Here is a 24,917-nt window from a genome sequence, read left to right on the forward strand (position 1 = left end):
TCAGGAAGTCCTCAGGGGATGTCGGTGGCGGCGCGCTCGTCGTCGGACCACTGCGAGTACGGGCGCGATGCCAGGGCCAGATTGTAATAGCGGGCGGCGTCGGTGACCTGCCTGCCCGCCCAGGCCGGCTTCACGAAGGCTTCATCGGCGTGTTCCAGTTCGATTTCCGCCACCACCAGGCCGGCGTTGTCGCCCAGGAACTCGTCCACTTCCCACAGGTGACCCTCGTGGTTCACGTAGTGGCGTCGCTTGTCGACCACGCCGCCGACGCACAGGGCCAGCAGCGCGCGCGCATCGGCCACGGGGATCTGGTAGTCGAATTCCTGTCGGGTATGGCCCAGCTCGCGCGATTTCAGGTTGAGGAAGGCGGCGTCGCCCTGGATGCGCACGCGTACCGAGGCTTTCTGCTCACCCCGGTCCATCGCGCCCATGTCGTTGATGTAGCCCTGCGCCATCGGCATGACCTGATGCGCCGCGGCACGCCAGCCATCGCCGGTGACCAGGAACTTGCGTTCGATTTCGAGAGGCATGTGATTGGTGATTGGTGGTTCGAGTGCGAAGGAAATCGAGCTTCGGATTTGGACAGTGCAGGATCGGCCTTACGAATCACCAATCACGAATCACCGCCTTTCAAACAGCGCGATCGATTCCACGTGCGCCGTATGCGGGAACATGTCCATCACGCCGGCCGACTTCAGCGTGTAGCCCTGCTCGTTGACCAGGAAGCCCGCATCGCGCGCCAGCGAGCCGGGATGGCAGCTGACGTAGACGATGCGGTCGAACTGTTTCAACGGCAGCTGCTGCAGCACCTCGATGGCGCCCGAACGTGGCGGATCGAGCAGCAGCTTGTCGAAGCCCTGCCGCATCCAGGCGGTGCCCCGCTGGTCCTGGGTCAGGTCGGCGGCATGGAACTGTGCGTTCGCCAGCCCGTTGCGCACCGCGTTTTCGCGTGCGCGCGCCACCAGCCCCGCCTCGCCTTCCACGCCGACCACTTCGCCTGCCAGGCGCGCCATCGGCAGGGTGAAATTGCCCAGCCCGCAGAAGAGGTCCAGCACGCGGTCCTGCGGTTTCGGGTCGAGCAGTTCGAACGTCCGCGCGATCATCTTCTCGTTGAGCGCGGCATTGACCTGGATGAAATCCAGCGGACGGAAGGCCAGCGACACATCCCACGGTGCCAGCGCGAACGCCAGCTGCGGCGCCTCCGGCCAGAGCGCGTGCACGCTGTCGATGCCGCCGGGTTGCAGGAACACGGCAAAGCGGCTGGCCTGTGCGAACGCCGCCAGTTTCACGCGATCGCCTTGGCTCAACGGCAGCAGATGGCGGAACACCAAGGCAATCCCATCGAAGTCGGCGCTTGCGTCGCCCGCGATGAATTCGATCTGCGGGATGTGCTCGCGCGCATCGAGACTTTCGACCAGCTCGGCGAGCGCGGTGATCTTCGTGCCGATACCCGGGATGACGGTATGGCATTCGGACAGGTCGGCGACGAAGCGCGGATCCTGTTCGCGGAAGCCGACCAGCGTCTTGTCCTTCTTGTTGACCCGCCGCACGGAGAACCGGCCCTTGCGGCGGTAGCCCCATGCCGCGCCGGTCAGCGGCGGCAAGACCGCCTGCGGCGTGACATGGCCAATGCGTTCCAGGTTGTCCAGCAGCACGCGCTGCTTGGCCTCGATCTGCCGATCCTCGTCCAGGTGCTGGAGCACGCAGCCGCCGCAGGTGCCGAAGTGCGGGCAGCGCGGCGCCACGCGATCAGGGGAGGCCTGCAGCACGTCCAGCGTGCGCGCTTCGTCGAAATGGCGGTTCTTGGCGGTCTGCTCCGCCATCACCTGCTCGCCGGGCAGTGCGCCGGCGACGAACACGGCCTTCCCGTCGCGGCGGGCCACGCCACGCCCGTCATGGGTCAGGTCGAGGATCTGGGCTTCAAACGGGGTCTTGTCGATGCGGGGGGAACGGGTTCGGGCCACGTGGCGAAGGCTGCGTGCGGAATGCGGGCGTGCATTGTCGCATGGGCCGTTGCGCGGACCGCCCGTGTGCGGCCGGGCGCGCACCGGTAAGATGCCGGGGAACCCGCAAGGCAGCGCCACGATGGAGGAGGAGGGCATGACGCCACGCCTGTTGTTGGTCGAGGACGACGCCATCAGCCGCGGCTTCCTGGCCGCCGCCCTGGAAGCCTTGCCGGTGCAGGTGGACAGCGTCGCCACCTGCGCGGAAGCGCTCGCGCTGCCTGCGCGCTTCGATCTTTGGCTGATCGACGCCAACCTGCCGGATGGCGACGGGGCGGGCCTGCTGCGCCGCCTGCGTGCCCGCTGGCCCGATACGCAGGCCGTGGCGCATACCGCCGACCCGTCGCCGTCCCTACGCGAGGACCTGTTGCGGGCGGGCTTTGTCGATGTGCTGGTGAAGCCGATGACCGCGGCCTGGCTTCAACAGCGGATGTGTGGACTGTTGGGGGCTGGTCCGGCGCGCGCCGATCACACGCCCGACGTCACCACGCCTGCTGCGCAAGACTGGGACGAGGACAGTGCACTGAAAGCGCTTGGCGGCAACGCAGCGCACGTGGCGCTGCTGCGGCAGCTCTTCCTCGATGAGCTGCCTGCGGCGCGTGCGCGGTGCCTCGACGCGTTCGACAGCGGTGATGACGCCGCGCTGCGGGCGGCGCTGCACAAGCTGCGGGCCAGCTGCGGGTTCGTCGGTGCGTCGCGCCTGGCCGATGTCGTGGGTCGTTGGCACGACGCTCCCCGTTCGCCGACGCTGCGCGAAACTTTCGTGCTCGCCACGGATGCCCTGCAACGCGGCTGACACCGCCCGTCGCGAGATCTACGTGGTCGTCGGCGGCCGGCGCGGCTTGAGCCGGTTGAGGTCGCCGATCATTTCCCAGGATTTGAGCCCGCGCGCGCCCAAGTGGTGCGACAGCACGCCGCGCAGCGCCAGGCGCAGGCTGGCCAGGTCATCCGGCGGCGGTGGCGCATCACTCGCCAGGGCAAGCAGCGCGCGGCCCGTGGCGGCGTGGCTGCGCTCGTCGTGGCCACGATCGCTCAACAGGCGTCGCGGCCCATGTTCCGGATCCAGCCGGTAACGCGCGGCGGGATCGATCGGCTGCCCATCGCCATCCTGGTCGAGGGCGAAACCGAAGCCGATGGCGTCCAGCAGGTCGCGTTCGAAACAGCGCAATGTCCATGCCAGGGCGTGGCCTGTGCGCAGGCCCTCGCGGGTGCGGGCGTACGCCTCGAACAGGTCGGGCAGCGGATCGTTGCGCGGCGCCAGGCGCAGCACCAGTTCGTTGAGATAGAACGCGGCCAGCATGGCATCGCCGGTCGGTTGCGGTGCCGCGTCGAGCGCCTCGGCGGCGACCAGCCGGCCCAGCTCGCCCCGTTGTTCGAAATCCAGCCGGATGCGCTGCAGGGGCTGCAGCGCGGCACGCAGCACGTGCCGCTTGGGCCCCTGCACGCCACGTGCGACCAGGCCGATGCGGCCGTACGTTTCGCCCATCACCTCGACCAGCAGGCTGGTTTCCCGCCACGGCCGGGTGTGCAGCACGAAGGCGTGTTCGTCGGTGATGCGCATCGGACGGATCAGGGCCGGTGGGCGTGGGTGGCGCGAGGTGCCGGCGGATCAGTCGCCGTAGCCGAAACCCTTCAGGGCGGTTTCGTCGTCGGACCAGCCTTCGCGCACGCGCACCCAGGTCTCCAGGAAGACCTTGCGGCCGAACAGATGTTCCATCTGCATGCGCGACTTGCTGCCGATGTCCTTCAGGCGCGCGCCACCCTTGCCGATCACGATGGCCTTCTGGCTTTCGCGCTCCACCCAGATCACCGCGCCGATGCGCAGCAGTTCTTCCTGCTTGGGCGTGATCTCTTCGGCGAAACGCTCGATTTCCACGGTGGTGGCATAAGGCAGTTCGGCACCGAGCTGGCGCATCAGCTGCTCGCGCACCAGCTCGCCAGCCAGGAAGCGTTCGCTGCGGTCGGTGATCTCGTCCTCGCCAAACATCGGCGGGGCTTCCGGTAGCAGGCCCATCACGTCCTTGACCAGCGCTTCCAGCCCGTTGCGCTTCAGCGCCGACACCGGGTGCACGGCAGCGAACTCGCGATCCTTGCCGACCTCGGCCAGGAACGGGAACAGCACGGTCTTGTCCTTCAGCCGGTCGATCTTGTTGACCACCAGCACCACCGGGATGCCGGCATCGCGCAGCACGTTGAAGGCCAGCGTGTCCTCTTCGTCCCAGCGGCCCGCCTCGATCACCATCAGCGCCGCATCGACATCCTCCAGCGCGCCCCGCGCGGCGCGGTTCATCACCCGGCTCATCGCCGAGGCGGAGAACTTGCCCTGCTGCTTGTGCAGGCCGGGCGTGTCCACCAGCACGATCTGCCCGGCCGGGCGGTCCTTGGCGGCGGCGAACGTCGCGATGCCCAGCAGGCGGTGGCGCGTGGTCTGCGGCCGGTTGGAGGTGATGCTGATCTTGGCGCCGACCAGTGCGTTGGTCAGCGTGGACTTGCCCACGTTGGGGCGCCCGATGACCGCGACGCTGCCGCTGCGATGGGAAGAGGTGTCGCTCACCGGGGTGTGCTCATTTCGATACGTCCAGTTTTTCGATCAGGGCGGCGGCGGCCGCCTGCTCGGCGATGCGGCGCGAGGTGCCCTCGCCTTCCGCCGTCAGGGGGGGATCCTGGGTACTGCAACGCACCAGGAACTGCTTGGCGTGGTCGTCGCCGCTTTCCGAGACCAGGTCATACAGCGGCAACGGCCGCTGGCGCGCCTGCAGCCATTCCTGCAAACGCGTCTTGGCATCCTTTTCCGGCCGCCCGACCGGCAACGCCGCGAGCGAATCCTCGAACCATGGCAGGACGACGCGCCGGCAGGCCTCGAAGCCCGCATCCAGATAGATGGCGGCGACCACGGCTTCCACCGCATCGGCCAGGATGGAATCGCGGCGGTGGCCGCCGGATTTCATTTCACCGGGCCCCATGGTCAGGCGGGCACCCAGCTCCAGTTGTCGCGCAATGGTAGCCAGGGCCGCTTCGCGTACCAGCTCGGCACGGGCGCGGGTGAGCGCGCCTTCATCGGCCTTAGGCCAGCGCTGGAACAGCGCTTCGGCGACCAGAAAATTCACCACGCTGTCGCCCAGGAACTCCAGACGCTCGTTGTGCGGCGCACCGGCGCTGCGATGGGTCAGGGCCTGCGCGAGCAGACCCTGATCGACGAACGCATGCCCGATGCGATCAACCGCCAACAGCCTTATTCCACGCCCTGACGGGTCAGGTCCTGCGCGATGTCGAACTTGCCGACCACGTCGAGGTTGCCGACCAGTTCACGACGCACTTCATAGTTGACCTTCATCTTCCAGCCACCATCCATGCGCTCGATCTTGATGTTCGCAGGCTTCACGTTCTGCGAGTAGTTGATGTACAGGCGGCGGAAGAACAGGTCCTGGAGCTTGGCCGGGTCCATGTCGGCCACACCCGCCTCGCCGGACAGACCCTTCAGCGAGGACTTGACCGCGTAATACTCCTGGTACATCGGGAACAACCGCATGGCGATGAAGGCGCCAAACCCCACCACCATCAGGACCAGCAGGAACCCCATCAACGTCATGCCACTCTGGTTGCGCTTCATTGCCATCCCCCTTGCGAAAATGCGGTGATCGTACGGTAGTCAGTCGATGCTGTTGCCGATGCGGGAACCGTCGAAGCTGTTCTTGCAGAACCAGCCCTCGCAGTTCAGCCAGACCAGGAACGCCTTGCCGCGGAGATTCTCCTCCGGCAGGAAATGGTAGTCCCAGAAACGCCCGTCCAGACTGTTGTCGCGGTTGTCGCCCATCACGAAATAGTGACCCGGCGGCACCACCCAGTCCCCCTCGCCACCCCCGGGCGGCGGGCTGTTGACCCATTCCAGCACGGTATGCGGCTTGCCGGGCAGGTCCTCGCGCAGCAGGGTGGCCCCGTGCATCTCGGTGCCCTCGCCCTTGCCGGCGTACTCGCCCAGGGACTGGTACTTCAGCGTCTGGCCGTTCAGGTAAACGGTGTCGCCATGGAAACCCACCTTGTCGCCCGGCAGGCCGATGACCCGCTTGATCCAGTTGTTCTGGGGGTCGTGCGGTGGCTTGAACACCACCACGTCGCCACGCGCCGGCTCGCCGATCGCCAGGAACTTCTGGTTGTTGATCGGCAGGCGCAGGCCGTAGGAGAACTTGTTGACCAGGATGAAATCGCCGATCAGCAGGTTGGGCATCATCGAGCTGGACGGGATCTTGTAGGGCTCGGCGATGAAGCTGCGCAGCACCAGCACCACGGCCAGCACCGGGAAGAACGCGCGCGAGTAGTCGACCAGCACCGGCTCCTCGGCCAGCAGTTCGCTGCGCGCGGCACGCCGCTTGGCGAAGAACAGCTTGTCCAGCAGCCACACCGCGCCGGTCAGCAGCGTCAGTACCACGAGGATAGTTTCAAACCAGACCATCTGTTTTCCTAGAGTCCGTGATTTGTGATTCGCGGGTCATGAGTCGGGAGGGCAGGATCGATTTCCACCAATCACCCGTCACGCACCACGAACCACGGCTTTGTTACTTGCTGTCCACCTGCAACACCGCGAGGAAGGCTTCCTGCGGAATCTCCACGCGGCCGACCTGCTTCATCCGCTTCTTGCCCTCTTTCTGCTTCTCGAGGAGCTTCTTCTTGCGGCTGATGTCGCCACCATAGCATTTGGCCAGCACGTTCTTGCGCATGGCCTTCACCGTGCTGCGCGAGATGATCTGCGCGCCCACGGCCGCCTGGATGGCCACGTCGAACATCTGGCGCGGGATCAGGTCCTTCATCTTCTCGCACAGTTCGCGGCCGCGGCGGTCGGCCTGGGCGCGGTGCACGATCAGCGACAGGGCATCGACCTTGTCACCATTGATCAGGGTGTCCAGGCGCACGAACGGTCCGGCCTGGAAGCGCAGGAAGTGGTAGTCCAGCGAGGCGTACCCGCGGCTCACCGACTTCAGCTTGTCGAAGAAATCCAGCACCACTTCGGCCATCGGCAGTTCATAGGCGATCTGCACCTGGCTGCCCATGTAGGTGATGCCGATCTGGCTGCCGCGCTTTTCCTCGCACAGCGTGATCACGCTGCCCACATAATCCGGCGGGGTCAGGATGTTGGCGCGGATGATCGGCTCGCGGACTTCTTCGATCTGGTTCACGGCCGGCAGCTTGGCCGGGTTGTCCAGGGTCAGGACAGTGCCATCGGTCTTGAGGACTTCATACACCACCGTTGGCGCGGTGGTGATCAGGTTGAGGTTGTATTCGCGTTCCAGGCGCTCCTGCACGATCTCCATGTGCAGCATGCCCAGGAAGCCGCAGCGGAAGCCGAAGCCCATGGCCTCGGAACTCTCCGGTTCGAAGCGCAGCGCGGCGTCGTTCAGGCGCAGCTTCTCCAGCGCTTCGCGCAGCGCCGGGTAGTCCTCGGCATCCACGGGAAACAGGCCGGCGAACACGCGCGGCTGCATTTCCTGGAAGCCCGGCAACGGCTTCGGCGCGGGGTCGGAGGCCAGGGTCAGGGTGTCGCCGACGGGCGCGCCGTGCACGTCCTTGATGGAAGCGTTGATCCAGCCCACTTCACCGGCGCCGAGCTTCTTCAGTTCCTTGCGCTTGGGGGTGAACACGCCGACCTTGTCGACCAGGTGCGTGCGGCCGGTGGACATGACCAGGATCTTGCTGCCCGGCACGATGTCGCCCTGCATCACGCGCACCAGCGAGACCACGCCCAGGTAGTTGTCGAACCACGAGTCGATGATCAGCGCCTGCAGCTTGTCGGTATCGCGCGGCACCGGCGGCGGAATGCGCTGCACGATGGCTTCCAGCACCAGGTCGACATTCAGGCCGGTCTTGGCGCTGACCGCCACGGCATCCTCGGCGTCGATGCCGATGACGGCCTCGATCTCGGCCTTGGCGCGCTCGATGTCGGCGGTGGGCAGGTCGATCTTGTTGAGCACCGGCACCACTTCCAGGCCCTGCTCCACCGCGGTGTAGCAGTTGGCCACGGACTGGGCTTCCACGCCCTGCGCGGCATCGACGACAAGCAGCGCGCCCTCGCAGGCGGCCAGCGAGCGGCTGACTTCATAGCTGAAGTCCACGTGGCCGGGGGTGTCGATGAAGTTGAGCTGGTAGACCTGCCCGTCCTTGGCCTTGTACGGCAGGGACACGGATTGGGCCTTGATGGTGATGCCGCGCTCGCGCTCGATGGGATTGGAGTCGAGCACCTGCGCTTCCATTTCACGGGCCTCGAGGCCGCCGCAAAGCTGGATGATGCGGTCGGCCAGGGTCGATTTGCCGTGGTCGACGTGCGCGATGATGGAGAAGTTGCGGATATTCCGCATGGAATCAGAGGACATGGGGGGCGGCGGCCTGTGCCGTCGTCAGGATAACGGCGCATTATCGCACGCCGGGGAGGCCGGCTTGCCCCTGATGGCCGATTAAGCGGAAACAGGGCGTTCCCGAGGCGCCAAACGGCAGCGCCCCGTGACCGGCACGGGGCGCTGGAGGACAACTTTCCTGGCGGGAAGGTCAGCCGGTCTTGTCAGCCGTCACCGCGAGGAAGCGGGTCACTCCACGATGGCGGACGAGCAGCATCACCGTATCGCCGGCCTTCACGCCGGCCAGCTGCTGGTCCAGTGCCTCCGGCGAGTTCACCTTGTTGCGACCCACCTGCAGCACCACCATGCCGGGCTGCAGGCCCGCCTCGCGCGCAGCAGCACTCTGGATGCTGCTAACCAGCACACCCGCCCCCGCATCCACACCCAACTGCTTGCGGGTATCGGCATTCAGGGGCTGGGTCAGGATGCCCAGTGGGTTGCGGCCGGTCGGCGCGGCCGGCTGGTCGGGCATGACCGGCGCCGTGCTGGCCACGCCCTGGCCTTCGTCCAATTCGCTCAGCGTCACCGGCACGTCCACCGATCTGCCATCACGCAGGACGCCCAGCGTGACCCGAGTGCCGGGCGCCATCGCGCCGATGACCGGCGGCAGGTCGCTGGAATCGTTGATCGCGCGCCCGTTGACCGAGCGGATGATGTCGCCCGGACCGATGCCCGCCTTCTGCGCCGGGCTGCCGCTGACCACGTCGTTGACCAGGGCGCCGCGCGTATCCGGTGCATTCAGGCCCTTGGCCTGCTGCGTATCCAGTGCACCCACCTGCACGCCCAACTGGCCGCGACTGACCTTGCCACTGCTCTTCAGCTGGTCGACCGCACCCATCGCCAGGTCGATCGGGATGGCGAAACTGATGCCCATGTAGCCACCGGACACCGAGAAGATCTGCGAGTTGATGCCGACCACTTCGCCGCGCGTGTTGAGCAGCGGGCCGCCGGAATTGCCCTGGTTGATCGCCACGTCGGTCTGGATGAAGGGCACGTAGCGCTGCTCGGGGGAGGCGCTGCGGCCCACCGCGCTGACGATGCCGGCGGTGACCGAGTGGTCCAGGCCCAGCGGCGAACCGATGGCGACCACCCACTGGCCCGGCTTCAGCGTGGACGAATTGCCCAGGCGCACCGTCGGCAGGCCCTTGGCGTCGAGCTTCAGCAGGGCGACGTCGTACTGCTGGTCGCTGCCGATGACCTTGGCGGTGAACTCGCGGCGATCCGGCAGGGTGACCTTCACTTCGTCCGCGCCGTCGATCACATGATGGTTGGTCAGCACATAGCCATCAGCGGAGATCACGAAACCCGACCCCATCGAGGTGCCACGACGCTGCGGCCCCTGCTGGCCCGGCCCCGGCATCTGGAAGCCCGGCGGCAGCATGCGTCGGAAGAACTCGGGGATCTCTTCGTCGTCCGCCTGCGCGGTGCGGCGCGACCCGATGTTGGCTTCGACGTTGACCACGCCCGGACCGACCTGTTCCACCAGCTGGGTGAAATCGGGCAGGCCGGTAACCAGCTGAGGGGCCGACGACTGCGCCACGGCAGGCGCGGCGGCGACGGTCGGCGCGGGCGAATCGGCCTGCTGCGCGCAGGCGGCCAGCGGCGTGGTCAGCATCAGCAGGGTCAATAGACTGTTACGGGCATTGGGAGTCATCGAATGCAGGCCTCGAAGAAGTGTGTCCAGTAATGGAGGGGGCCGGGACGCGCCCGGCGGCGCCAGGTCAGTCCCGGCGCGCGTCGTCCGGAGGCGCGACCGGCGGACTGGCCGGAAGGCGTGGCTCGAACGGGTAGAAGGTGCGGCTGGCGGAATCGGTGGCGTAGCCGGTGGTCAGTCCGCCTGCCGCCGGGTAGCCCGAGAGTGTGGAACGCGGCCACGGCCGTGCCTGGGGCACGGTTTCCTGCGGCCGGCTGGCGAACGGATTGGCAGGCACCACCAGGGTGGAAGACGCCAGCACCGTCGGCGCTGCCGGGGAACCGACGACAGCGCGCGCCGGTGCCTCGGCCCGGGCCACGCGGGCGGCCGCGCGGGCCGCCTGCTGGTTGCGGGTGGCGCTGCGACGGGCCGTTGTGTCCTGGCGGCGGGGCACGCTGGCGACGGCAACCGCCGCGGCCGCGTAGGCTTCGGCGTCCGGCGCGGCCGGCGCAGGTGTCTGCGGCGCGGATGGCGCCGGGGCCGCCTGGGTCTGTTGCGACGCGACCAGCGTACCTTCCGCCGGCGCCTCCTGCGGTGCCTGCTGGCGGGCCATGAACAAGGCCACCAGCGCCACCGATGCCGCCAGCGCGCCACCGCCCCAGCGGGACAGCAGACTGCGGTTGCGGCGTGATTCGGAGGTCATGGCGGCGGCAAGCGGTGCCTCCGCGGCCACGGCCTGGGCGATGCGCTCGGCGAAACCGGCCGGCGCAGGCGCCGTCGCCTGTCCGCGCAGCACGTCCCCGCACAGCTGCCAGCGCTCCCAGCAGCCGGTCAGTTCGCGGTCGTGTTGCAGGCGGCGCATCAGGAAGCGTGCCTCGTCGGCGGCCAGACCCCCGTCCATCAGCGCGGAGAGCTGCTGACGGTAATGGGTATCCAGCTTGTCGGTGGCGATGGAGTCAGGGCTGGCAGTCATGGGCGGGTACGCTCGCGGGTTGCACTTTCGGTATCCAACAGGGGACGCAGCTGCTCATCGATGGCCTCGCGGGCGCGGAAGATCCGCGAACGCACGGTGCCGATGGGGCAGTCCATCTTCTGCGCGATCTCCTCGTAACTCAGGCCTTCCACCTCGCGCAGGGTGATGGCGGCACGCAGTTCTTCCGGCAGGGCATCGACCGCCTTCATCACCGTCTGTTCCAGCTCCTGGCGCATCAGCTCGCGCTCGGGCGTGTCCGTGTCGCGCAGGCGCGCGCCGATGTCGAACTGTTCGGCATCGGCCGCATCCACGTCGCCCGTGGGTGGGCGGCGGTTGTTGGCGACCAGGTGGTTCTTGGCGGTGTTCACGGCGATACGGTGCAGCCATGTATAGAACTGGGAATCGCCCCGGAAATTCCCCAGCGCGCGATAAGCGCGCAGGAAGGTCTCCTGGGCCACGTCCTGGCACTCGCTCCAGTCATGGATGTACCGCCCGATCAGCGCCACCACGCGATGCTGGTACTTGCGCACCAGCAGGTCGAAGGCCGCGCTGTCGCCGCGTTGCACGCGTCTGACCAGCTCGAGGTCCAGCTCCTGGGTTGAATCTGCATCGGCCATGCCGGGCCGCACTCCTGTCAGCTCGGCCATGGCCGGGCACTGTGACCGCGCTCGCGGAGGAAAGTTCAACGCCACGCAACATTTGCTGGCGTATCAAGAATTTAACCGGCACCACGGGAACATCACCCCTGCCGCCGGTCACGCCCTGGACAGCGCCGCCATAGGGATATGCGGATTTGACGCGGGTTAAACAACCTCGGGATGATAGCGGCCTTCTCCATACGTGAACGGATGGTCCCTGCATGGCCGCAAACTTCGATGGGCTGCGATTCAGTCACTGGCAGACCGAGCTGCGCGAGGACGGCATCGTGGTGCTGGCCTTCGACCGCCAGGACGCCAGCGTCAACGCGTTCTCCCAGGACGTGCTGATCGAACTGGCCGACATCATCGAACGGTTGGCCATCGAGCCACCCAAGGGCGTGGTGCTGCGCTCGGCGAAAGCGTCGGGCTTCATCGCCGGTGCCGACCTGAAGGAATTCCAGGAATTCGACCGCAAGGGCACGGTCAACGACGCGATCCGCCGCGGCCAGGCCGTGTTCCAGAAACTGGCCGAACTGCCCTGCCCCACGGTGGCGGCGATCCACGGCTTCTGCATGGGGGGCGGCACCGAGATCTCGCTGGCCTGCGATTACCGCGTGGCCAGCAGCGATCCGTCCACCCGCATCGGCCTGCCCGAAGTGAAGCTGGGCATCTTCCCCGGCTGGGGCGGCAGCGCACGCCTGCCGCGCCTGGTGGGCGCGCCGAAGGCGATGGACATGATGCTCACCGGCCGCACGCTGTCGGCCAGTTCGGCCAAGACGATGGGGCTGGTCGACAAGATCGCCGAACCGGCCGTGCTGATCGACGCCGCGGTCGCGCTGATCGCCTCGCGCCCGCAACGCGCGTTCAAGCAGCGCTTCATCGGCTGGATCAGCAACAGCTGGCTCGCCCGCCAGCTGCTGGCGCCGCAGATGCTCAAGCAGGTCGCGCGCAAGGCGCCGAAGGCGCACTACCCCGCGCCGTACGCGCTGGTCAACGTGTGGAAAACCGCCGGCGGCAAGGGCATCCAGGGCCGCCTCGACGCCGAGCGCAGGGCCGTGGTGAAGCTGGCCTCCACGCCGACCGCGCGCAACCTGGTGCGCATCTTCTTCCTGACCGAACGCCTCAAGGGGCTTGGCGGCAAGGAGCATGGCATCGCGAACGTGCACGTCGTCGGCGCCGGCGTGATGGGCGGCGACATCGCCGCGTGGTCCGCCTACAAGGGCTTCAACGTCACCCTGCAGGACCGCGAGCAGCGCTTCATCGATGGCGCGCTGGCGCGTGCGCAGGAACTGTTCGCCAAGAAGGTGAAGGACGAGAGCAAGCGCCCCGCCGTGGCCGCGCGCTTGAAGGGCGACCTGGCCGGCGACGGCGTGCCGCAGGCCGACCTGGTGATCGAGGCCATCATCGAAAACCCCGAAGCCAAGCGCGATCTCTACCAGACTGTCGAGCCGCGCCTGAAGGCCGACGCGCTGCTGACCACCAACACCTCGTCCATCCCGCTGACCGAACTGCGCGAGCACATCCAACGCCCGGCGCAGTTCGCCGGCCTGCACTACTTCAACCCGGTGGCGATGATGCCGCTGGTGGAGATCGTGCAGCACGACGCGCTCGACGACGCCAACGTCAGGCGCCTGGCCGCGTTCTGCAAGGCGCTGGACAAGTTCCCGGTGCCGGTCGCCGGCACGCCTGGCTTCCTGGTCAACCGTGTGCTGTTCCCGTACATGCTGGAAGCGGCGACGGCCTACGCCGAAGGCATCCCCGGCCCGGTGATCGACAAGGCCGCGGTGAAGTTCGGCATGCCGATGGGACCGATCGAACTGATCGACACGGTGGGCCTGGACGTTGCGCAGGGCGTGGGCGCTGAACTCTCGCCCTTCCTCGGCCTGCAGCTGCCTTCAGCGCTGGCGACGGTGGAACCGGGCAAGCGCGGCAAGAAAGACGGCCAGGGCCTGTACAAGTGGGAGAACGGCAAGGCGGTGAAACCGCAGGTCCCGCAGGATTACAAAGCGCCGGATGACCTCGAGGACCGCCTGATCCTGCCGCTGCTCAACGAAGCGGTCGCGTGCCTGCACGATGGCGTGGTCGCCGATGCCGACCTGCTGGATGCCGGCGTGATCTTCGGCACCGGCTTCGCGCCGTTCCGCGGCGGCCCCATCGAACACATCAAGGCCACCGGTCCGGACGTGCTGGTCGAAAAACTCAAGGCCCTGCAGGCGCGCCACGGAGAACGCTTCGCGCCGCGGCCGGGCTGGGACAACCCGCTGCTGCGCCAACCGACGGTATAGGTCGCAGCCTGAGGCCGACCGCGCCTGTGCGGCTCCGTCGGCCTATGAAATTCTTCCGCGAAGGTTACGGTGCGGTGGCACCCGATGACATCGCCGATGCCGGATCCCGCAGGCCCGCCCGGAATGTCGCGTCGCGCGCCATCGCATCCTCGCGCTTCGCGCGCGCGGCGACGATGTCGGCATCGTTGCCGGGCCCACCGGGCCCGGCCTGCAGCGGGGAGCGGGACCGGCTCCAAGCGATGCCGCACTTTCCAGCCTGCGCCTGCATCACGGGCGTGCCCTGCGCCATCGCGTGTTCGCCCTGGAACGTGAAGGCAACCGGCGTTGCCGCTTTCTGCATGGTCATGCCCACCGCCACGTGATGCGGCAAGGTGTCCCAGACGCGCACGTCGGCGTCGGGTTTCACCTGCCCGCCCATGCCGCCGGACACCAGTGTCACCAGCATGCCTGCGACCTGCAGCGGCAGGACGCCCGACTGGGTCATCAGGTAACCGACTTCGGCGGTGTTGCGCATGCCGTTCTGCAACGACGCCTTGCCGTCGAGGATGGCATCAAAGGCGCGGCCGCCCCGCGTGGTGGCCTGGAACGCCAGGTTGCTGTACTCGGACAACGCGAGCGACTGCCGGTTCTTCGCACTGCCGATGGACGCGCTGGCGGTTTCGTCGGCGCCATTGCCGTCGGCCTCCACGAACGTCAGCAGGCGGCCACTCATGCCACGGCCGAACTTCACCGGTCCACGTCCGAGGTCGGCGACCAGCAGCGTCGTCTCGGTGGTGGGCCGACGGATGGCAGGGTTCGCGCGCTCCGCCAGCGTGAAGGCCTCGTCCGCAAGGCCAGTATCGCCGGCACAGTAGGACGACCAACCCGCGAGGTAGTTCATCAGCGCGAAGTCGCCCTGGAACTCTTCTGCCTCCGACAGCGTGTCCTGGAACTCTCCCGCGGTGAATGCCGCGCGTGCGTTCTGGTAATCGCCTTCGCGCAGGTACAGCAGCCCGCGGTAGTAGTAGGCCATCACGCGTTCGTAGGGCTCGCCCTTGTAGTCCTTGATGCCTTCGCTGGTCCACTTCGAACGCGCCGCCTTGGCGGTGTCGGTGGTGCCGTAGAACGCCTCGATGCGCGCCAGCGACTGGTCGAAGGCCCACTCGGCTTCGCCATAGGCGCCTGCCTCCATCGCGGCCAGGCCCAGCCGCTGGAAGTTCAGCACGGCGTTGTGCTCGCCATCCAGGTACAGCGCTTCGTAGAAACCGCGCAACGCCTCGGGCTTGGCCTGCGCATAGGCGCGCGCCTCGTCCGTGCCCGCCGGCGTGAAGACCGGCGGCGCCTTCATCGTGGGCACGAAGGGTTTGTCCTTCCACGACTGTGCCAGCGCCAGCGTGGCGGGCTTGCCGGGTGCATCGAAGTAGGCGGCAACCTCGGGCGGCAGTCCTTTGTTGTCGCACTGCGCCATCACGGGCTTGGGCAGGATGAAGAACTTGTAGTTCGCCACTTCATCGATGTCCTGCGGGAAGATCTCGAAACGGTAGCGTCGCGTCTTGCCGGCCTGGATGGTGGTGATGCAGCGGTACTTGTTGCTGTAGGCGTAGAAGTCTCCGCCCTCCACTTCCCAGGTGCGGTTGCCCTTGCGATCCGTTTTTTCGTAGGTGACGTTGACCTGCACGCCGTTCACGGAGTCGGTCCACAGACCGAAGGTCAGCATCTCCTTCTCGTACATGTCCAGGTAGAAATACGCTACCGGGTGCGGTGCGGGCACGTACTTGAACGTCGATTCCTTGCGATAGCCGATTTTCGTGCCGTTATCCAGCGACAACCGGCCCTCGTAGGACTGGCCGTAGAAGACGGGAATGGCCGGCGCGTCGGCTTCCAGTTTCTTGGCGTCCCTCCAGTACAGGTTGGGATCGATCTGCGGCGGCGAGGACGCGGGGTCTGCCGGAACGGAGGTCGGGCTTTCCGGCACCTGCGCAGCGGCAGGCAGGCCGAACAGCAGGGCGAGGATGACGGCGAGGCGACAGCGGTGACTCATGCGGGTTGTCTCCGGAAACTCAGCGCCAGCGCGCGGCCAGCGCCTGCAATGTGGCGTGGGCGACGACGTCGCCGATGTCGGCCAGGGTGGGTTCCGGCGCGGCTTCGCGGACGAAGCCGCTGCTGCCGGCCACATAACGCCCAGGGCCCTTCGCCGGTGGCTTGCCGTCGCTGACCACGCTGGCGACCAGCGCGCCGGTGTTCACGTCCTTGATGTCGACGCGGAAGATCACTCCGAACGGCGCACGCGGGTCGGCGGTCTGCAGCACCTCGGCCAACAGCTCCGACTTGCCCTGCAGGGCCCTGATCTCCATCGCCTGCACGTCGCGGCGCTCATCGGCGCTGGTGCCGGCGGCCTGCGAACGCAGCGCCATCGTGCGGTCCACCAGTTGCACGCCTGCGCGCTGCAGGCGCGAACTGAACGCGCTGGCGATCGGCCACTCGCTGCGCTCGCTGAGCAGCGAACGTTCGGCACCGGCATCCGGCAACGCACGTTCGCCTTCGCGCACGGTGGCGATGGCGGCAGTCTGCTGCACGGTACCGACGGCGCGACCGGACGGGCTGATCTCGGTCACGCGGGCGGCGGCCGTCTGCACCGTGGCCTGCTGCACCTGGTCGTACTGCGTGCTCGTCGCATCGGTGAGCTGGCGATTCCAGAACACGGTGATGCGCGGGCTGCCGGCCTTGGCGTACGCCGCGCGGAACGCGGTGTCGTCGCGCATGGTGGCCTGGGGATCGTGCTTTGGCGCCGGCGTCAGCACCGGCGGTGTGCCGTCGCGGTACTGCGCCGCGGCCGGCAACGCAGCCAGCAGCAGCATGGAGGCCAGGGCGGACTTCATGGGCGTGGACATCATCATGGGCTCCGTGATCAGCGGCCGGGGGCCAGTTCGATGAGGTAGTACTGCACCTCGTCTCGGCCCATGGAGCGTTCGCGGTACGTGCCCGTGCCCTTCGGCGGGATGAACACCTGCGTCCACGCCGAGACCGGTTCGGTCGGCGCCTGGCTCACGTCCATGAAGGACGAGCGCGCCTGCACCTGCAGCGGCTTGTCGGTGCAGTTGACGAAGCGCGCGGTGACTTCCACGGTATCGGTTTCGGTACGGCGGGCAAACAGGCCTTCCACCAGCACCTGCCGGGTCAGCGGCTTGTCGGTGAACTGCACGGCGTTGAGGTCGATCGGCGTCATCGACTTCGGCACGTTCGCCACCAGCGCAGGGCCCGCGACCGGCGCGGCGCGGCGCGCCTGCCAGGTCTTGCACTTCACCACGTTGTTCTCCGCCGCAGCGGTGGTCGCCAGCAGCGAGCCCGCCAACGCTGCCAGCATCAGCGCGCTCTTCATGGCGTCACCTGCGATTTCACCGGCATCGGGTGGTTGGGCGCGGGCACCTGCGCGTTCGGGTCGACGGGACGCGGGGTCTTGGCAGCGCACGCGGCCAGCATCAGGCACAGCAGCGGCACGAACAGCCGCAGGACATTGGCTTTCATAGGAGTTCCCCTGGTGTTGCGCGCCACCTTCCCCGTGGCGCGCGGTGAGCGCGGCTCAGCGGTAGATCACGTCGTCGGTGGCCGCCCGCGCGATTTCATAGCTGTTGGACCATTCGATGGCACCCGATTCCAGGTCGACCATCTCGAAGACGATCTGCGTGTAGCGCTGCATGGTGCCCGTCTTGGGGTCGCGCGCTTCGGTGCTGGCGATGTTGCCGGTCAGGCGGTAATCGGCGCCGAACTGCGCGCGCGTCATGCCCACCGTGCCGGTGTCGGTCACGCCTTCGCGCTTGAGTTCGCGCTCGGCTTCGATCATCGCCGCGTTCTGCCGGGCCAGGAACACCATGCGGCCCTTGCTGGCGCGGTTGAGACCCACGCGCAGGCGGTCGGTGATCAGGTTCTTGTTGATCCGCTGCGTACTCTCGTTGGTGAAGAACGCACTGTCCACGATGATGCGCGGCGGCGTGGCGCGGTTGGCCAGCGTGGCGTTGCCCAGCATGTCGCGCACCATGCGGTCGGACATGGTCTGGATGTCATGCGCCTCGATGCCCAGGCCGCTGACCGGGCCCTTCTGGCTGGGATCCAGGTCCTGCGCGCCGCCCGCGTCGCGTGCCTGCACGGGTGACAGCATCACACCGGCGGCATACAGCGCCAAGACCAGACAACCCCATGGAATTTTCCGCATAGCCTCGTCTGCCCCCGAAGGGCCCCCTGTCAGAATGAGTTGGTAACGCAGTGACGCCGGCCGGATCCCCATCCGTCGCAAAACATGGCACGTGGTCTGCAGTCCAGCGCATTCCCGGGCCCGAGGGCCAAGTATCTGCGTGTACCTCGAGCGTAACAGGAATTCTGACGGAGTTCACACTCCGCAACCGGCGCACCGGAGCCTTCATTGGCTTAGCGGCCGGCCGGGACGGATCTTGAGGCGCGTGGTCGGCTACGCGGACGCGCTCCCGGACGCGGGCGGAGCGGCCTCATTCCACCGGCAGCGCCTGCGTCATCACCCAGTCTTCCTTCGGGTCGTCGCCCACGCGGTAGGTGGAACGCCCGACGATCTGGAAGCCGTGCTTGCGCCAGAATCGGATGGCTTGCCCGGCGTCCTGCCAGACCGTCAGCCAGACCGAACGCGAACCGCGCAGGCGGGCGGCTGCCAGAAGGTGCGATACCAGCGGCGCGGCGATGCCTTGTCCATGGAACTCGGCATCCAGGTAGATGCGCGCCAGTTCCACGGTCGGGCGCAGCGTGACCTCCGGCGGGGGCACCGTTCCCCAGCGCACCTGCGCATAGCCGGCCCACCGCCCGGACTGCTCGACGATCAGCGTCAGCGTGTCGGGATCGCGGATCTCCTGTGCCTGCCGCTCCGGGGTATACATCGCCTGCAGGTGCGCGGCGATGTTCTCGGGCGTGCTGCAATGGCCGTTCGCCGCGACGAAGGTGCGACGCATCATCGCGGCGAGGTCGGCGGCTTCGGCCAGCCGCGCGGGGCGGATCACGGTCCCGGCTTTCATGCAGTGCACGTCTTCCCTGCTGTCATGACCACGACAACGGCGGGAACGGGGGCGTCAGGTCAGCGCCGCGCGAACACCTGCGGCGGTGCGCGCACCGGACTGCGATCCGGCGGCAGGTCACTCATCATGCCCAGCTGCGCGGAGAAGTCGGCCAACCTCGACCACACGTAGGGCTGCAGGTCCTGCGGCGCCGGGTCGTAGACGTGGGCCCACAGCTCGTCCATGAACTGGCGCGGCGATTCGCGCACCGCGCCGCGCTCGATGCGCTCACCTGCAGCGGCCAGTACGGCCCGGATGTCGGCCAACGTGTCCATGGCCGCAGGGTAAAGGCGCCGGATGCCGGTTGTGTTACATGGGCACGGATCTTCCGACGACCGGCACGATTCTGTGACCGCGGTTACGCCTTCGTGCAGCCCACGCAGCGTCCACGGGCTGTTCCACCCCACTTTTTCAGCGGCCGCGTCTGCTGCCCAGAGGCCCTTGAACAATCCGCGCGGACACCCTGACGCCAGCGCCGGTCGAGGCGGCGCCAAAACAGGATGATCAAGATGGTTCATGTTCGATCCGCACGCTTGCGCCCCGGTTTACGGCCAGCGCCGCGACTCCAGGCCATCGGAACGGGAGCGGATTCTGGCGACCATCTGGCATGGCGACGCAGAGGCACGCCGCTACCAGGCACGGTGATGTTTTCTCGGCATGAGGCGATAACCAACGGTATCGCCGTGGCATGCGCACTTTTACCAGTGGCTAACGATGCGTTTGCCAACGTCGCAGCCGAATACGGAAAGGAAAACGCCATGCCATCGCCCCTCGCCAACACGCGCGCCGACCTCGATGCCATCGTCGAAGAGATCGACCGCAAGCTCGAACAGGTCTACCGCCTGTCGCCGGGCAAATCACGTGCCGAAGTGTGGGCGAGCCTGACCAGCGCCGCGCTGAAGCTCGCAGCCCCCGAAGACCAGGACTACCTGTACGAACGCCTCTACGCCATCTTCAAGGCCTCGCAGGCGCGGCCCTTGCTGGCAGTGTCCGACTGAGCGTACGCGCCTTGCCCTACTGACGATCAGGGGGCACCTGCACACGTTCCAACAGCGCTTGGCCTGGCGATCCCGCAGTTGAGGATGCTGGCCAGCGACCGTCATGGCAGCGTCATCTGGCCTCCCTACCCTGCGCGTTCTTCCGGGGTGGGACGTCATCGTGCCCGAGCACGCAAAACGGGGTTGGGCGCGCATGTTCGCGGAACATGGGCCGGTACTGCGCGGATTCTTCGTCAGGCGTGGCGCCAACGACGAGGCCGAGGACCTGGTACAGGAAACCTACCTGCGCCTGCTGCGCGCACACCAGCACCAGGGCGACGCCATCGCCAATCCCGAGGCCTACCTGTTCACCGTGGCGCTGAACCTGGCACGCGAACAGGCCGTACGTCGTCGCCGTCCGATGCTGCCCATCGAAGAATTGGAGAACATCACCACGCTGCTGGCCGCCGAGGAAAGTGTCGAGGACGCCGCCGAGCGTGCACAGCGGCGCCAGCGCCTGCAGGCGTTGCTGGGCACGCTGCCTGACCACACCCGCGCGGTGCTGGTCATGCAATACCGCGACGGCCTGAGCTACAAGCAGATCGCCGAGCGGCTGGGCGTGTCGTCGCACATGGTCAAGAAGCATGTGGTGCGTGGCCTGTCCGTGTGCCGGCGCGCCCTTGTCGATACCGCGGAGGCATGGTGAACGCCACGGCGCTGCCCACGCAGGTCACGCTGGAAGCTGCACGCTGGCATGCCCTGCAGCGCGAAGGTGGGCTCGACCGTGCACAGCAGGCCAGGTTCATGGACTGGCTGGTCGCCTCCCCCGCGCACCTGCGCGAGTACCTGGCAGTCGGCCGCGTGGCGGGGGAACTGGGTGACGCCATGCAGGCGATGGCGATCGACGTGGACGCCCTCATCGAGCGCACACCTGCGCCAGGCATGCCGGACAACGTGGTTGCACTGCCGCTGCGCCGTCCCGCACGGACCGCTTCCCGTGCGCCACCGCAACGCCGGTGGCTGCCGCGCACCGTCGCCGCGGCAGTCGCGATGCTGGCCATCGGCGTGATGGTGCACCTGGCGTGGCCACAGTCGCGCCACTACCTGGCCGCACATGGCGCCCCGCGCAGCGTGCAGCTGCCGGACCGCACCGTCGTGCACCTGAATGCCGAAAGCGAGCTCTCCATCCGCTACACGCTGTTCCAGCGCCGCGCGCAGCTGACCCGCGGGCAGGCCAGTTTCGTCGTCGCCAGCGGACGCAGGCCCTTCATCGTGCACGCGGCCGGGCTGCAGGTGCGCGACATCGGCACGACCTTCGACGTGTCGCTGCTGCGCGAACAGGCGCGCATCGGCGTGACCGAAGGACGCGTGCACGTCCTCGGCGACGACGGCGCGGGCCGCCTGCTGGCCGACCTGCGCGCGGGCCAGGCCGCGCGCGTGGACTACCGCGACCACACCGTCAGCATGAGCCGCGAGGATGTCGACACGATGACGGCCTGGTGGCAACGGCGCATCGTGTTCCGCGATACGCCATTGCGCGAAGTCGCCGACCAGTTCAATCGCCTGAACACCGTGCGCGTGCATGTGGACGATGCGGGCGCGGGCGCATTGCGCCTGACAGGCAACCTGCGCGGCGACGATGTCGAGTTGCTGCGTGCCTTCCTCGATGACCAGCCCACGCTGGAAACGACGCGCGAGACGAACCGCATCCTGGTACGCACCCGCGCGCATGACGCGGGCCGCGCAGTGCAGCGCTGAGCGAAAGCGCGACGACGCACCAGGCACTGTCAAAAAAAATTCATCGAAACAACGGTGCCCGATCGACGCTCCGCGCCGTCGTAGTCCAGGCATGCGCGAACACACCCGTGTCGCGACACCTTCTCCACCCCACTGGATGCCACGATGCGCCGAACCCTGTTCCTCTCCATCGCCCTTGCCCTGCAAGCGACCACCACCACCGTCGCCGTCGCGCAGGAAGCGCGCGTTGCGGCCGCGGCCATTCCCGCGCAGCCGCTGGACCGCGCCCTCAACGCATTCTCGCGCCAGACGGGCCTGCAGTTCGTCTACAACGCGCAGGCCGCCGGTAACCCGCAGACCCGTGCCATTCCCGCCGGACTGCCGCCGGAACAGGCGCTCACCCAGCTACTCGCCGGCACCGGCCTGCGTCACCGCTTCCTCAATGCCACCACAGTGACGCTGGAGGCCGACGGCGCTGCCGCCACCCAGGCGATGCCCGCCGCTGCGCCGCCTGCCGCGCTCGCCATGCCCGAGCCGTCCGCCGCGACCGCCCCGGAGGCGCAGCAGCTGGAAAGCGTCGTGGTGATGGGCAGCTACAGCCGCAGCCTGGAACAGGCGGTGGACATCAAGCGCGCCAACATCGGCTTTTCCGACTCCATCGTCGCCACCGACGTGGCCGATTTCCCGGAGCAGAACCTGGCCGAAGCGCTGCAGCGCATGCCGGGCGTGACCATCGAACGCAACAAGGGACTTGGCAGCAAGGTCAGCGTGCGCGGCCTGCCGTCCGAATATACCCACGTGTCGATCAACGACCTGGCGACGGCGTCCGGCAGCGGTGGCCGCGACGTGGAATTCGACATCTTCGCGTCCGAGATCATCCAGCAGGTGACGGTGCAGAAATCGCCGACCGCCGCCGACGAGGAAGGCGGCATCGCCGGGTCGGTGCAGATCTCCACCGCGCGTCCGTTCGACTACAGCGGCCGCAAGCTGGTGCTGTCGGCCGAAGGCGCGCACAACTCCATCTCCGAGGAGATCGACCCCAAGTTCTCGTTCCTGGCCAGCAACACCTGGGGTGACTGGGGCGCACTGGTCTCGTTCTCGCACGCCGAACGCACCAACCGCACCGACTCCACGTCCGGCATCAACTTCCGCCCCATGTCGCGCTTCCTCGGTGCGTCCGGCACGCGCGGCGCGCAGGCCGAAGCGGTGATCGAGCGCGATACCGGGCGCATCATCACCAACCGCGCCAACACCGCCGAATCCAACCTGATCGTGTTCCAGGACAAGGTGGGCGACCGCGTCTACCTCAACGACCAGGAAAAGTGGGGCGCCACCGCCTCGCTGCAGTACAGGCCCAGCAGCAACTTCAGCCTGACCTTCGATGCGATGCTCGGCGGCTACGACACCACCGAGGACGAGTACGACGCCGCGGCCTACTCGGCCTCCAGTCGCAGCACGCTGGAAACGATCCACGAGTATGACGACACCACCCTGGCCGACCACGGCATCCTGGTGCTGCGCGACGTGTCCTACACCGCCACCCAGCATGAGTTCCTCAGCAAGGAGCGCATCAACGAGACCGACTTCAGCCAGTACAGCCTGGCGATGGACTGGAAGGGCGACGGGTGGGACGTCGATGCGATGCTGGGTTACTCCGGCGCGGAGAAGACCTCCGACTTCGCCAACCTGAAGCATGTCGCCTATGCCCCCTCGCGCACACGCTGGACCGGCCGCAGCGGCGAGACCATCCCCAGCGCCAGTTCCTCCGGCTTCGACATGTACAACTCGCCCTCGCGCTACCTGTTCGAGGCGTACGAGACCACGCTTGAGCGTATCGCCGACGACAAGTACGCCGCACAGCTCGATTTCAGCAAGGCGCTCGACCTCGCCTTCCTGCCGGCGCTGCGCACCGTGCAGGTGGGCGCGCGCTATACCGACAAGTCGAAGGAACGCGACTACGGCGAGCTGAAGATCACCGGACCGGGCCCCGGCAACACGTCCTGGGTCAACACCCGCACGCTGGCCGACAGCCCGCTGCAACGGATCAGCGACATCGTCCCCGGCGGCGCCTACGGCATGAAGGGGCTGGACTGGCAGCAGGTCTCCAACGACTACGCACGCGGCTTCTTCCGCTATCCCGGCTTCGTCACGCCGTTCGATGACGGCCAGTACTACCGCGTGGACGAGGACGTGGCCAGCGTATACGCGATGGCCGACTTCGCCTTCGACCTGGGCCGCGTACCGGTGGCGGTGAATGCCGGCGCGCGCTACGTGGACACCTCGGTGCTCTCCTTCGGCTACCACCCGGTGCAGAACCCCGACGGCACCACCGGCTACACCGACACGCCCGTGTCGAAGAAGGGCAGCTACAAGGACGTGTTGCCCAGCCTCAATCTCACCGCCGAGCTGTCGCACGACCTGCTGCTGCGCGCGGCGGCGTCGGAAACGCTGATCCGCCCCGCGCTCACCGACGTCGCCTACAAGCGCACGGCCAGCTGGAGCTCGTTCCGCTTCACCGACGGCAACCCCGACCTGCAGCCCACGTACGCCAAGCAGTGGGAAATCGGCCTTGAGAAATACCTGGCCAACGGCGGCCTGCTGGCCGCGTCGTACTTCCACAAGAAGATCGACGGCGTGGTGGTCAACTCGCTGACCGGCGTGGTGCAGGACGTGGCGGTCTACAACGCCAACGGCACGCTCAACGGCTATTACGATTTCGACGTCTACCAGCCGGTGAACGCCAGCGGCTCGTACGACGTCGACGGTATCGAGCTGATCGCGCAGGTGCCGCTGGATGCACTGCACAGCGCACTGGAAGGCTTCGGCATCAACGCCAACTACACGATGCTGGACAGCTCGCTGGCCGGCGCCTCCGACCTGGGCATCCGCACGCCCATGCCCGGGTTGGCCGAGAAGACCTACAACGTCACCGTGTACTACGAGAACGACCGGTTCGATGCGCGCCTGTCCTACAACCACAAGGACGAGTACGTCGAGTCGATCGGCTACAACATGTATCCCATCTGGCGCGATGCGTACGGCCAGCTGGACGTGTCGATCGGTTACCGTCTGACCGACCACATCAAGCTGAGCCTGAAGGGCATCAACATGACGGACGAGGAAACCAGCGGCTACACCATGGACCCGTCGTTCCCGACCATGTACGAAAAGTCGGGCCGACGCATCAGCCTGGGCCTGCGCGCGGATTTCTGATCCGGCCCGGCTCGCACCGGATGC

Annotated in this window: 24 protein-coding genes; 6 read left to right on the plus strand and 18 right to left on the minus strand. The window is 67.3% G+C overall.

The annotated features are described in order from the left end of the window. Positions 1–11: 11 nt before the first annotated feature. Positions 12–530: a CYTH domain-containing protein gene (locus OVA13_RS06620; RefSeq protein ID WP_267792993.1), complete on the minus strand. Its 519-nt coding sequence runs from the start codon at positions 528–530 to the stop codon at positions 12–14. A gap of 90 nt (positions 531–620) precedes the next feature. Then, a complete protein-coding gene (rlmD, locus tag OVA13_RS06625) occupies positions 621–1,964 on the minus strand; it encodes a 23S rRNA (uracil(1939)-C(5))-methyltransferase RlmD (RefSeq protein WP_267792994.1) in 1,344 nt (447 codons plus the stop codon). Positions 1,965–2,100: 136 nt separating this feature from the next. On the opposite strand from rlmD, the gene OVA13_RS06630 reads away from it, so the two are divergent. Continuing rightward, positions 2,101–2,799, plus strand: coding sequence for a response regulator (locus OVA13_RS06630; RefSeq protein ID WP_267792995.1), 699 nt, complete (start codon positions 2,101–2,103; stop codon positions 2,797–2,799). Positions 2,800–2,817: 18 nt separating this feature from the next. On the opposite strand, the gene recO is transcribed toward OVA13_RS06630, so the two are convergent. The 9 genes from recO to rpoE form a co-directional block, all read right to left on the minus strand. Beyond that, positions 2,818–3,564 (minus strand): DNA repair protein RecO, encoded by a 747-nt coding sequence (recO, locus tag OVA13_RS06635; protein ID WP_267792996.1) that lies wholly within the window; start codon positions 3,562–3,564, stop codon positions 2,818–2,820. Positions 3,565–3,612: 48 nt separating this feature from the next. Further along, on the minus strand, positions 3,613–4,557 hold the full coding sequence (gene era, locus OVA13_RS06640) for a GTPase Era (RefSeq protein WP_267792997.1): 945 nt from the start codon (positions 4,555–4,557) through the stop codon (positions 3,613–3,615). 10 nt (positions 4,558–4,567) lie between these two features. Next, positions 4,568–5,239, minus strand: coding sequence for a ribonuclease III (gene rnc, locus OVA13_RS06645; RefSeq protein WP_267793473.1), 672 nt, complete (start codon positions 5,237–5,239; stop codon positions 4,568–4,570). Next, entirely contained in the window at positions 5,236–5,613 is a 378-nt protein-coding gene (locus tag OVA13_RS06650; RefSeq protein ID WP_267792998.1) for a DUF4845 domain-containing protein, read from the minus strand. Before OVA13_RS06650 ends, rnc begins: the two co-directional genes overlap by 4 nt. A gap of 39 nt (positions 5,614–5,652) precedes the next feature. Next, positions 5,653–6,453, minus strand: a complete 801-nt coding sequence (lepB, locus tag OVA13_RS06655; RefSeq protein WP_267792999.1) for a signal peptidase I — start codon at positions 6,451–6,453, stop codon at positions 5,653–5,655. Between the two features lie 103 nt (positions 6,454–6,556). Beyond that, positions 6,557–8,365: a translation elongation factor 4 gene (gene lepA / locus OVA13_RS06660; RefSeq protein WP_267793000.1), complete on the minus strand. Its 1,809-nt coding sequence runs from the start codon at positions 8,363–8,365 to the stop codon at positions 6,557–6,559. A 172-nt stretch (positions 8,366–8,537) separates the two neighbouring features. After that, positions 8,538–10,040 carry a DegQ family serine endoprotease gene (locus tag OVA13_RS06665; protein WP_267793001.1) on the minus strand — a complete coding sequence of 501 codons (1,503 nt, stop codon included), beginning with the start codon at positions 10,038–10,040 and terminating at the stop codon, positions 8,538–8,540. 67 nt (positions 10,041–10,107) lie between these two features. After that, a complete protein-coding gene (locus OVA13_RS06670) occupies positions 10,108–10,992 on the minus strand; it encodes a sigma-E factor negative regulatory protein (RefSeq protein WP_267793002.1) in 885 nt (294 codons plus the stop codon). Continuing rightward, entirely contained in the window at positions 10,989–11,609 is a 621-nt protein-coding gene (gene rpoE, locus OVA13_RS06675; RefSeq protein WP_267793003.1) for an RNA polymerase sigma factor RpoE, read from the minus strand. The genes OVA13_RS06670 and rpoE overlap by 4 nt, the downstream gene beginning before the upstream one ends. A gap of 242 nt (positions 11,610–11,851) precedes the next feature. Between rpoE and OVA13_RS06680 the strand changes: the two genes are divergently transcribed. After that, on the plus strand, positions 11,852–13,915 hold the full coding sequence (locus OVA13_RS06680) for a 3-hydroxyacyl-CoA dehydrogenase NAD-binding domain-containing protein (protein ID WP_267793004.1): 2,064 nt from the start codon (positions 11,852–11,854) through the stop codon (positions 13,913–13,915). A 64-nt stretch (positions 13,916–13,979) separates the two neighbouring features. On the opposite strand, the gene OVA13_RS06685 is transcribed toward OVA13_RS06680, so the two are convergent. From OVA13_RS06685 to OVA13_RS06715, 7 genes are all read right to left on the minus strand, one after another. After that, entirely contained in the window at positions 13,980–15,935 is a 1,956-nt protein-coding gene (locus OVA13_RS06685) for a COG3014 family protein (RefSeq protein WP_267793005.1), read from the minus strand. Positions 15,936–15,954: 19 nt separating this feature from the next. Then, positions 15,955–16,773 (minus strand): hypothetical protein, encoded by an 819-nt coding sequence (locus tag OVA13_RS06690; RefSeq protein ID WP_267793006.1) that lies wholly within the window; start codon positions 16,771–16,773, stop codon positions 15,955–15,957. A gap of 29 nt (positions 16,774–16,802) precedes the next feature. Continuing rightward, on the minus strand, positions 16,803–17,273 hold the full coding sequence (locus OVA13_RS06695) for a putative periplasmic lipoprotein (RefSeq protein ID WP_267793007.1): 471 nt from the start codon (positions 17,271–17,273) through the stop codon (positions 16,803–16,805). Continuing rightward, positions 17,270–17,419, minus strand: a complete 150-nt coding sequence (locus tag OVA13_RS06700; RefSeq protein WP_267793008.1) for a hypothetical protein — start codon at positions 17,417–17,419, stop codon at positions 17,270–17,272. The genes OVA13_RS06695 and OVA13_RS06700 overlap by 4 nt, the downstream gene beginning before the upstream one ends. Positions 17,420–17,474: 55 nt before the next feature. Then, on the minus strand, positions 17,475–18,074 hold the full coding sequence (locus tag OVA13_RS06705) for an LpoB-related protein (protein WP_267793009.1): 600 nt from the start codon (positions 18,072–18,074) through the stop codon (positions 17,475–17,477). A gap of 319 nt (positions 18,075–18,393) precedes the next feature. Beyond that, on the minus strand, positions 18,394–18,927 hold the full coding sequence (locus OVA13_RS06710; protein WP_267793010.1) for a GNAT family N-acetyltransferase: 534 nt from the start codon (positions 18,925–18,927) through the stop codon (positions 18,394–18,396). A gap of 59 nt (positions 18,928–18,986) precedes the next feature. Continuing rightward, a complete protein-coding gene (locus OVA13_RS06715) occupies positions 18,987–19,241 on the minus strand; it encodes a hypothetical protein (protein WP_267793011.1) in 255 nt (84 codons plus the stop codon). A 483-nt stretch (positions 19,242–19,724) separates the two neighbouring features. Here OVA13_RS06715 and OVA13_RS06720 point away from each other — a divergent pair, with 483 nt between their 5' ends. The 4 genes from OVA13_RS06720 to OVA13_RS06735 all read left to right on the plus strand — a co-directional run bounded on the left by OVA13_RS06720 (position 19,725) and on the right by OVA13_RS06735 (position 24,893). Then, positions 19,725–19,964, plus strand: a complete 240-nt coding sequence (locus tag OVA13_RS06720; RefSeq protein ID WP_267793012.1) for a hypothetical protein — start codon at positions 19,725–19,727, stop codon at positions 19,962–19,964. 160 nt (positions 19,965–20,124) lie between these two features. Continuing rightward, the gene (locus OVA13_RS06725) at positions 20,125–20,649 is read left to right on the plus strand and encodes an RNA polymerase sigma factor (protein ID WP_267793013.1); all 525 of its coding nucleotides are present in this window, start codon (positions 20,125–20,127) and stop codon (positions 20,647–20,649) included. Continuing rightward, the gene (locus tag OVA13_RS06730) at positions 20,643–21,701 is read left to right on the plus strand and encodes a FecR family protein (RefSeq protein ID WP_267793014.1); all 1,059 of its coding nucleotides are present in this window, start codon (positions 20,643–20,645) and stop codon (positions 21,699–21,701) included. Before OVA13_RS06725 ends, OVA13_RS06730 begins: the two co-directional genes overlap by 7 nt. Before the next feature lie 144 nt (positions 21,702–21,845). Further along, positions 21,846–24,893, plus strand: coding sequence for a TonB-dependent receptor (locus OVA13_RS06735; protein ID WP_267793015.1), 3,048 nt, complete (start codon positions 21,846–21,848; stop codon positions 24,891–24,893). Positions 24,894–24,917 lie beyond the last annotated feature (24 nt).

Origin of the sequence: Pseudoxanthomonas sp. SL93, assembly GCF_026625825.1 — a bacterium.
Classification (GTDB): domain Bacteria; phylum Pseudomonadota; class Gammaproteobacteria; order Xanthomonadales; family Xanthomonadaceae; genus Pseudoxanthomonas_A.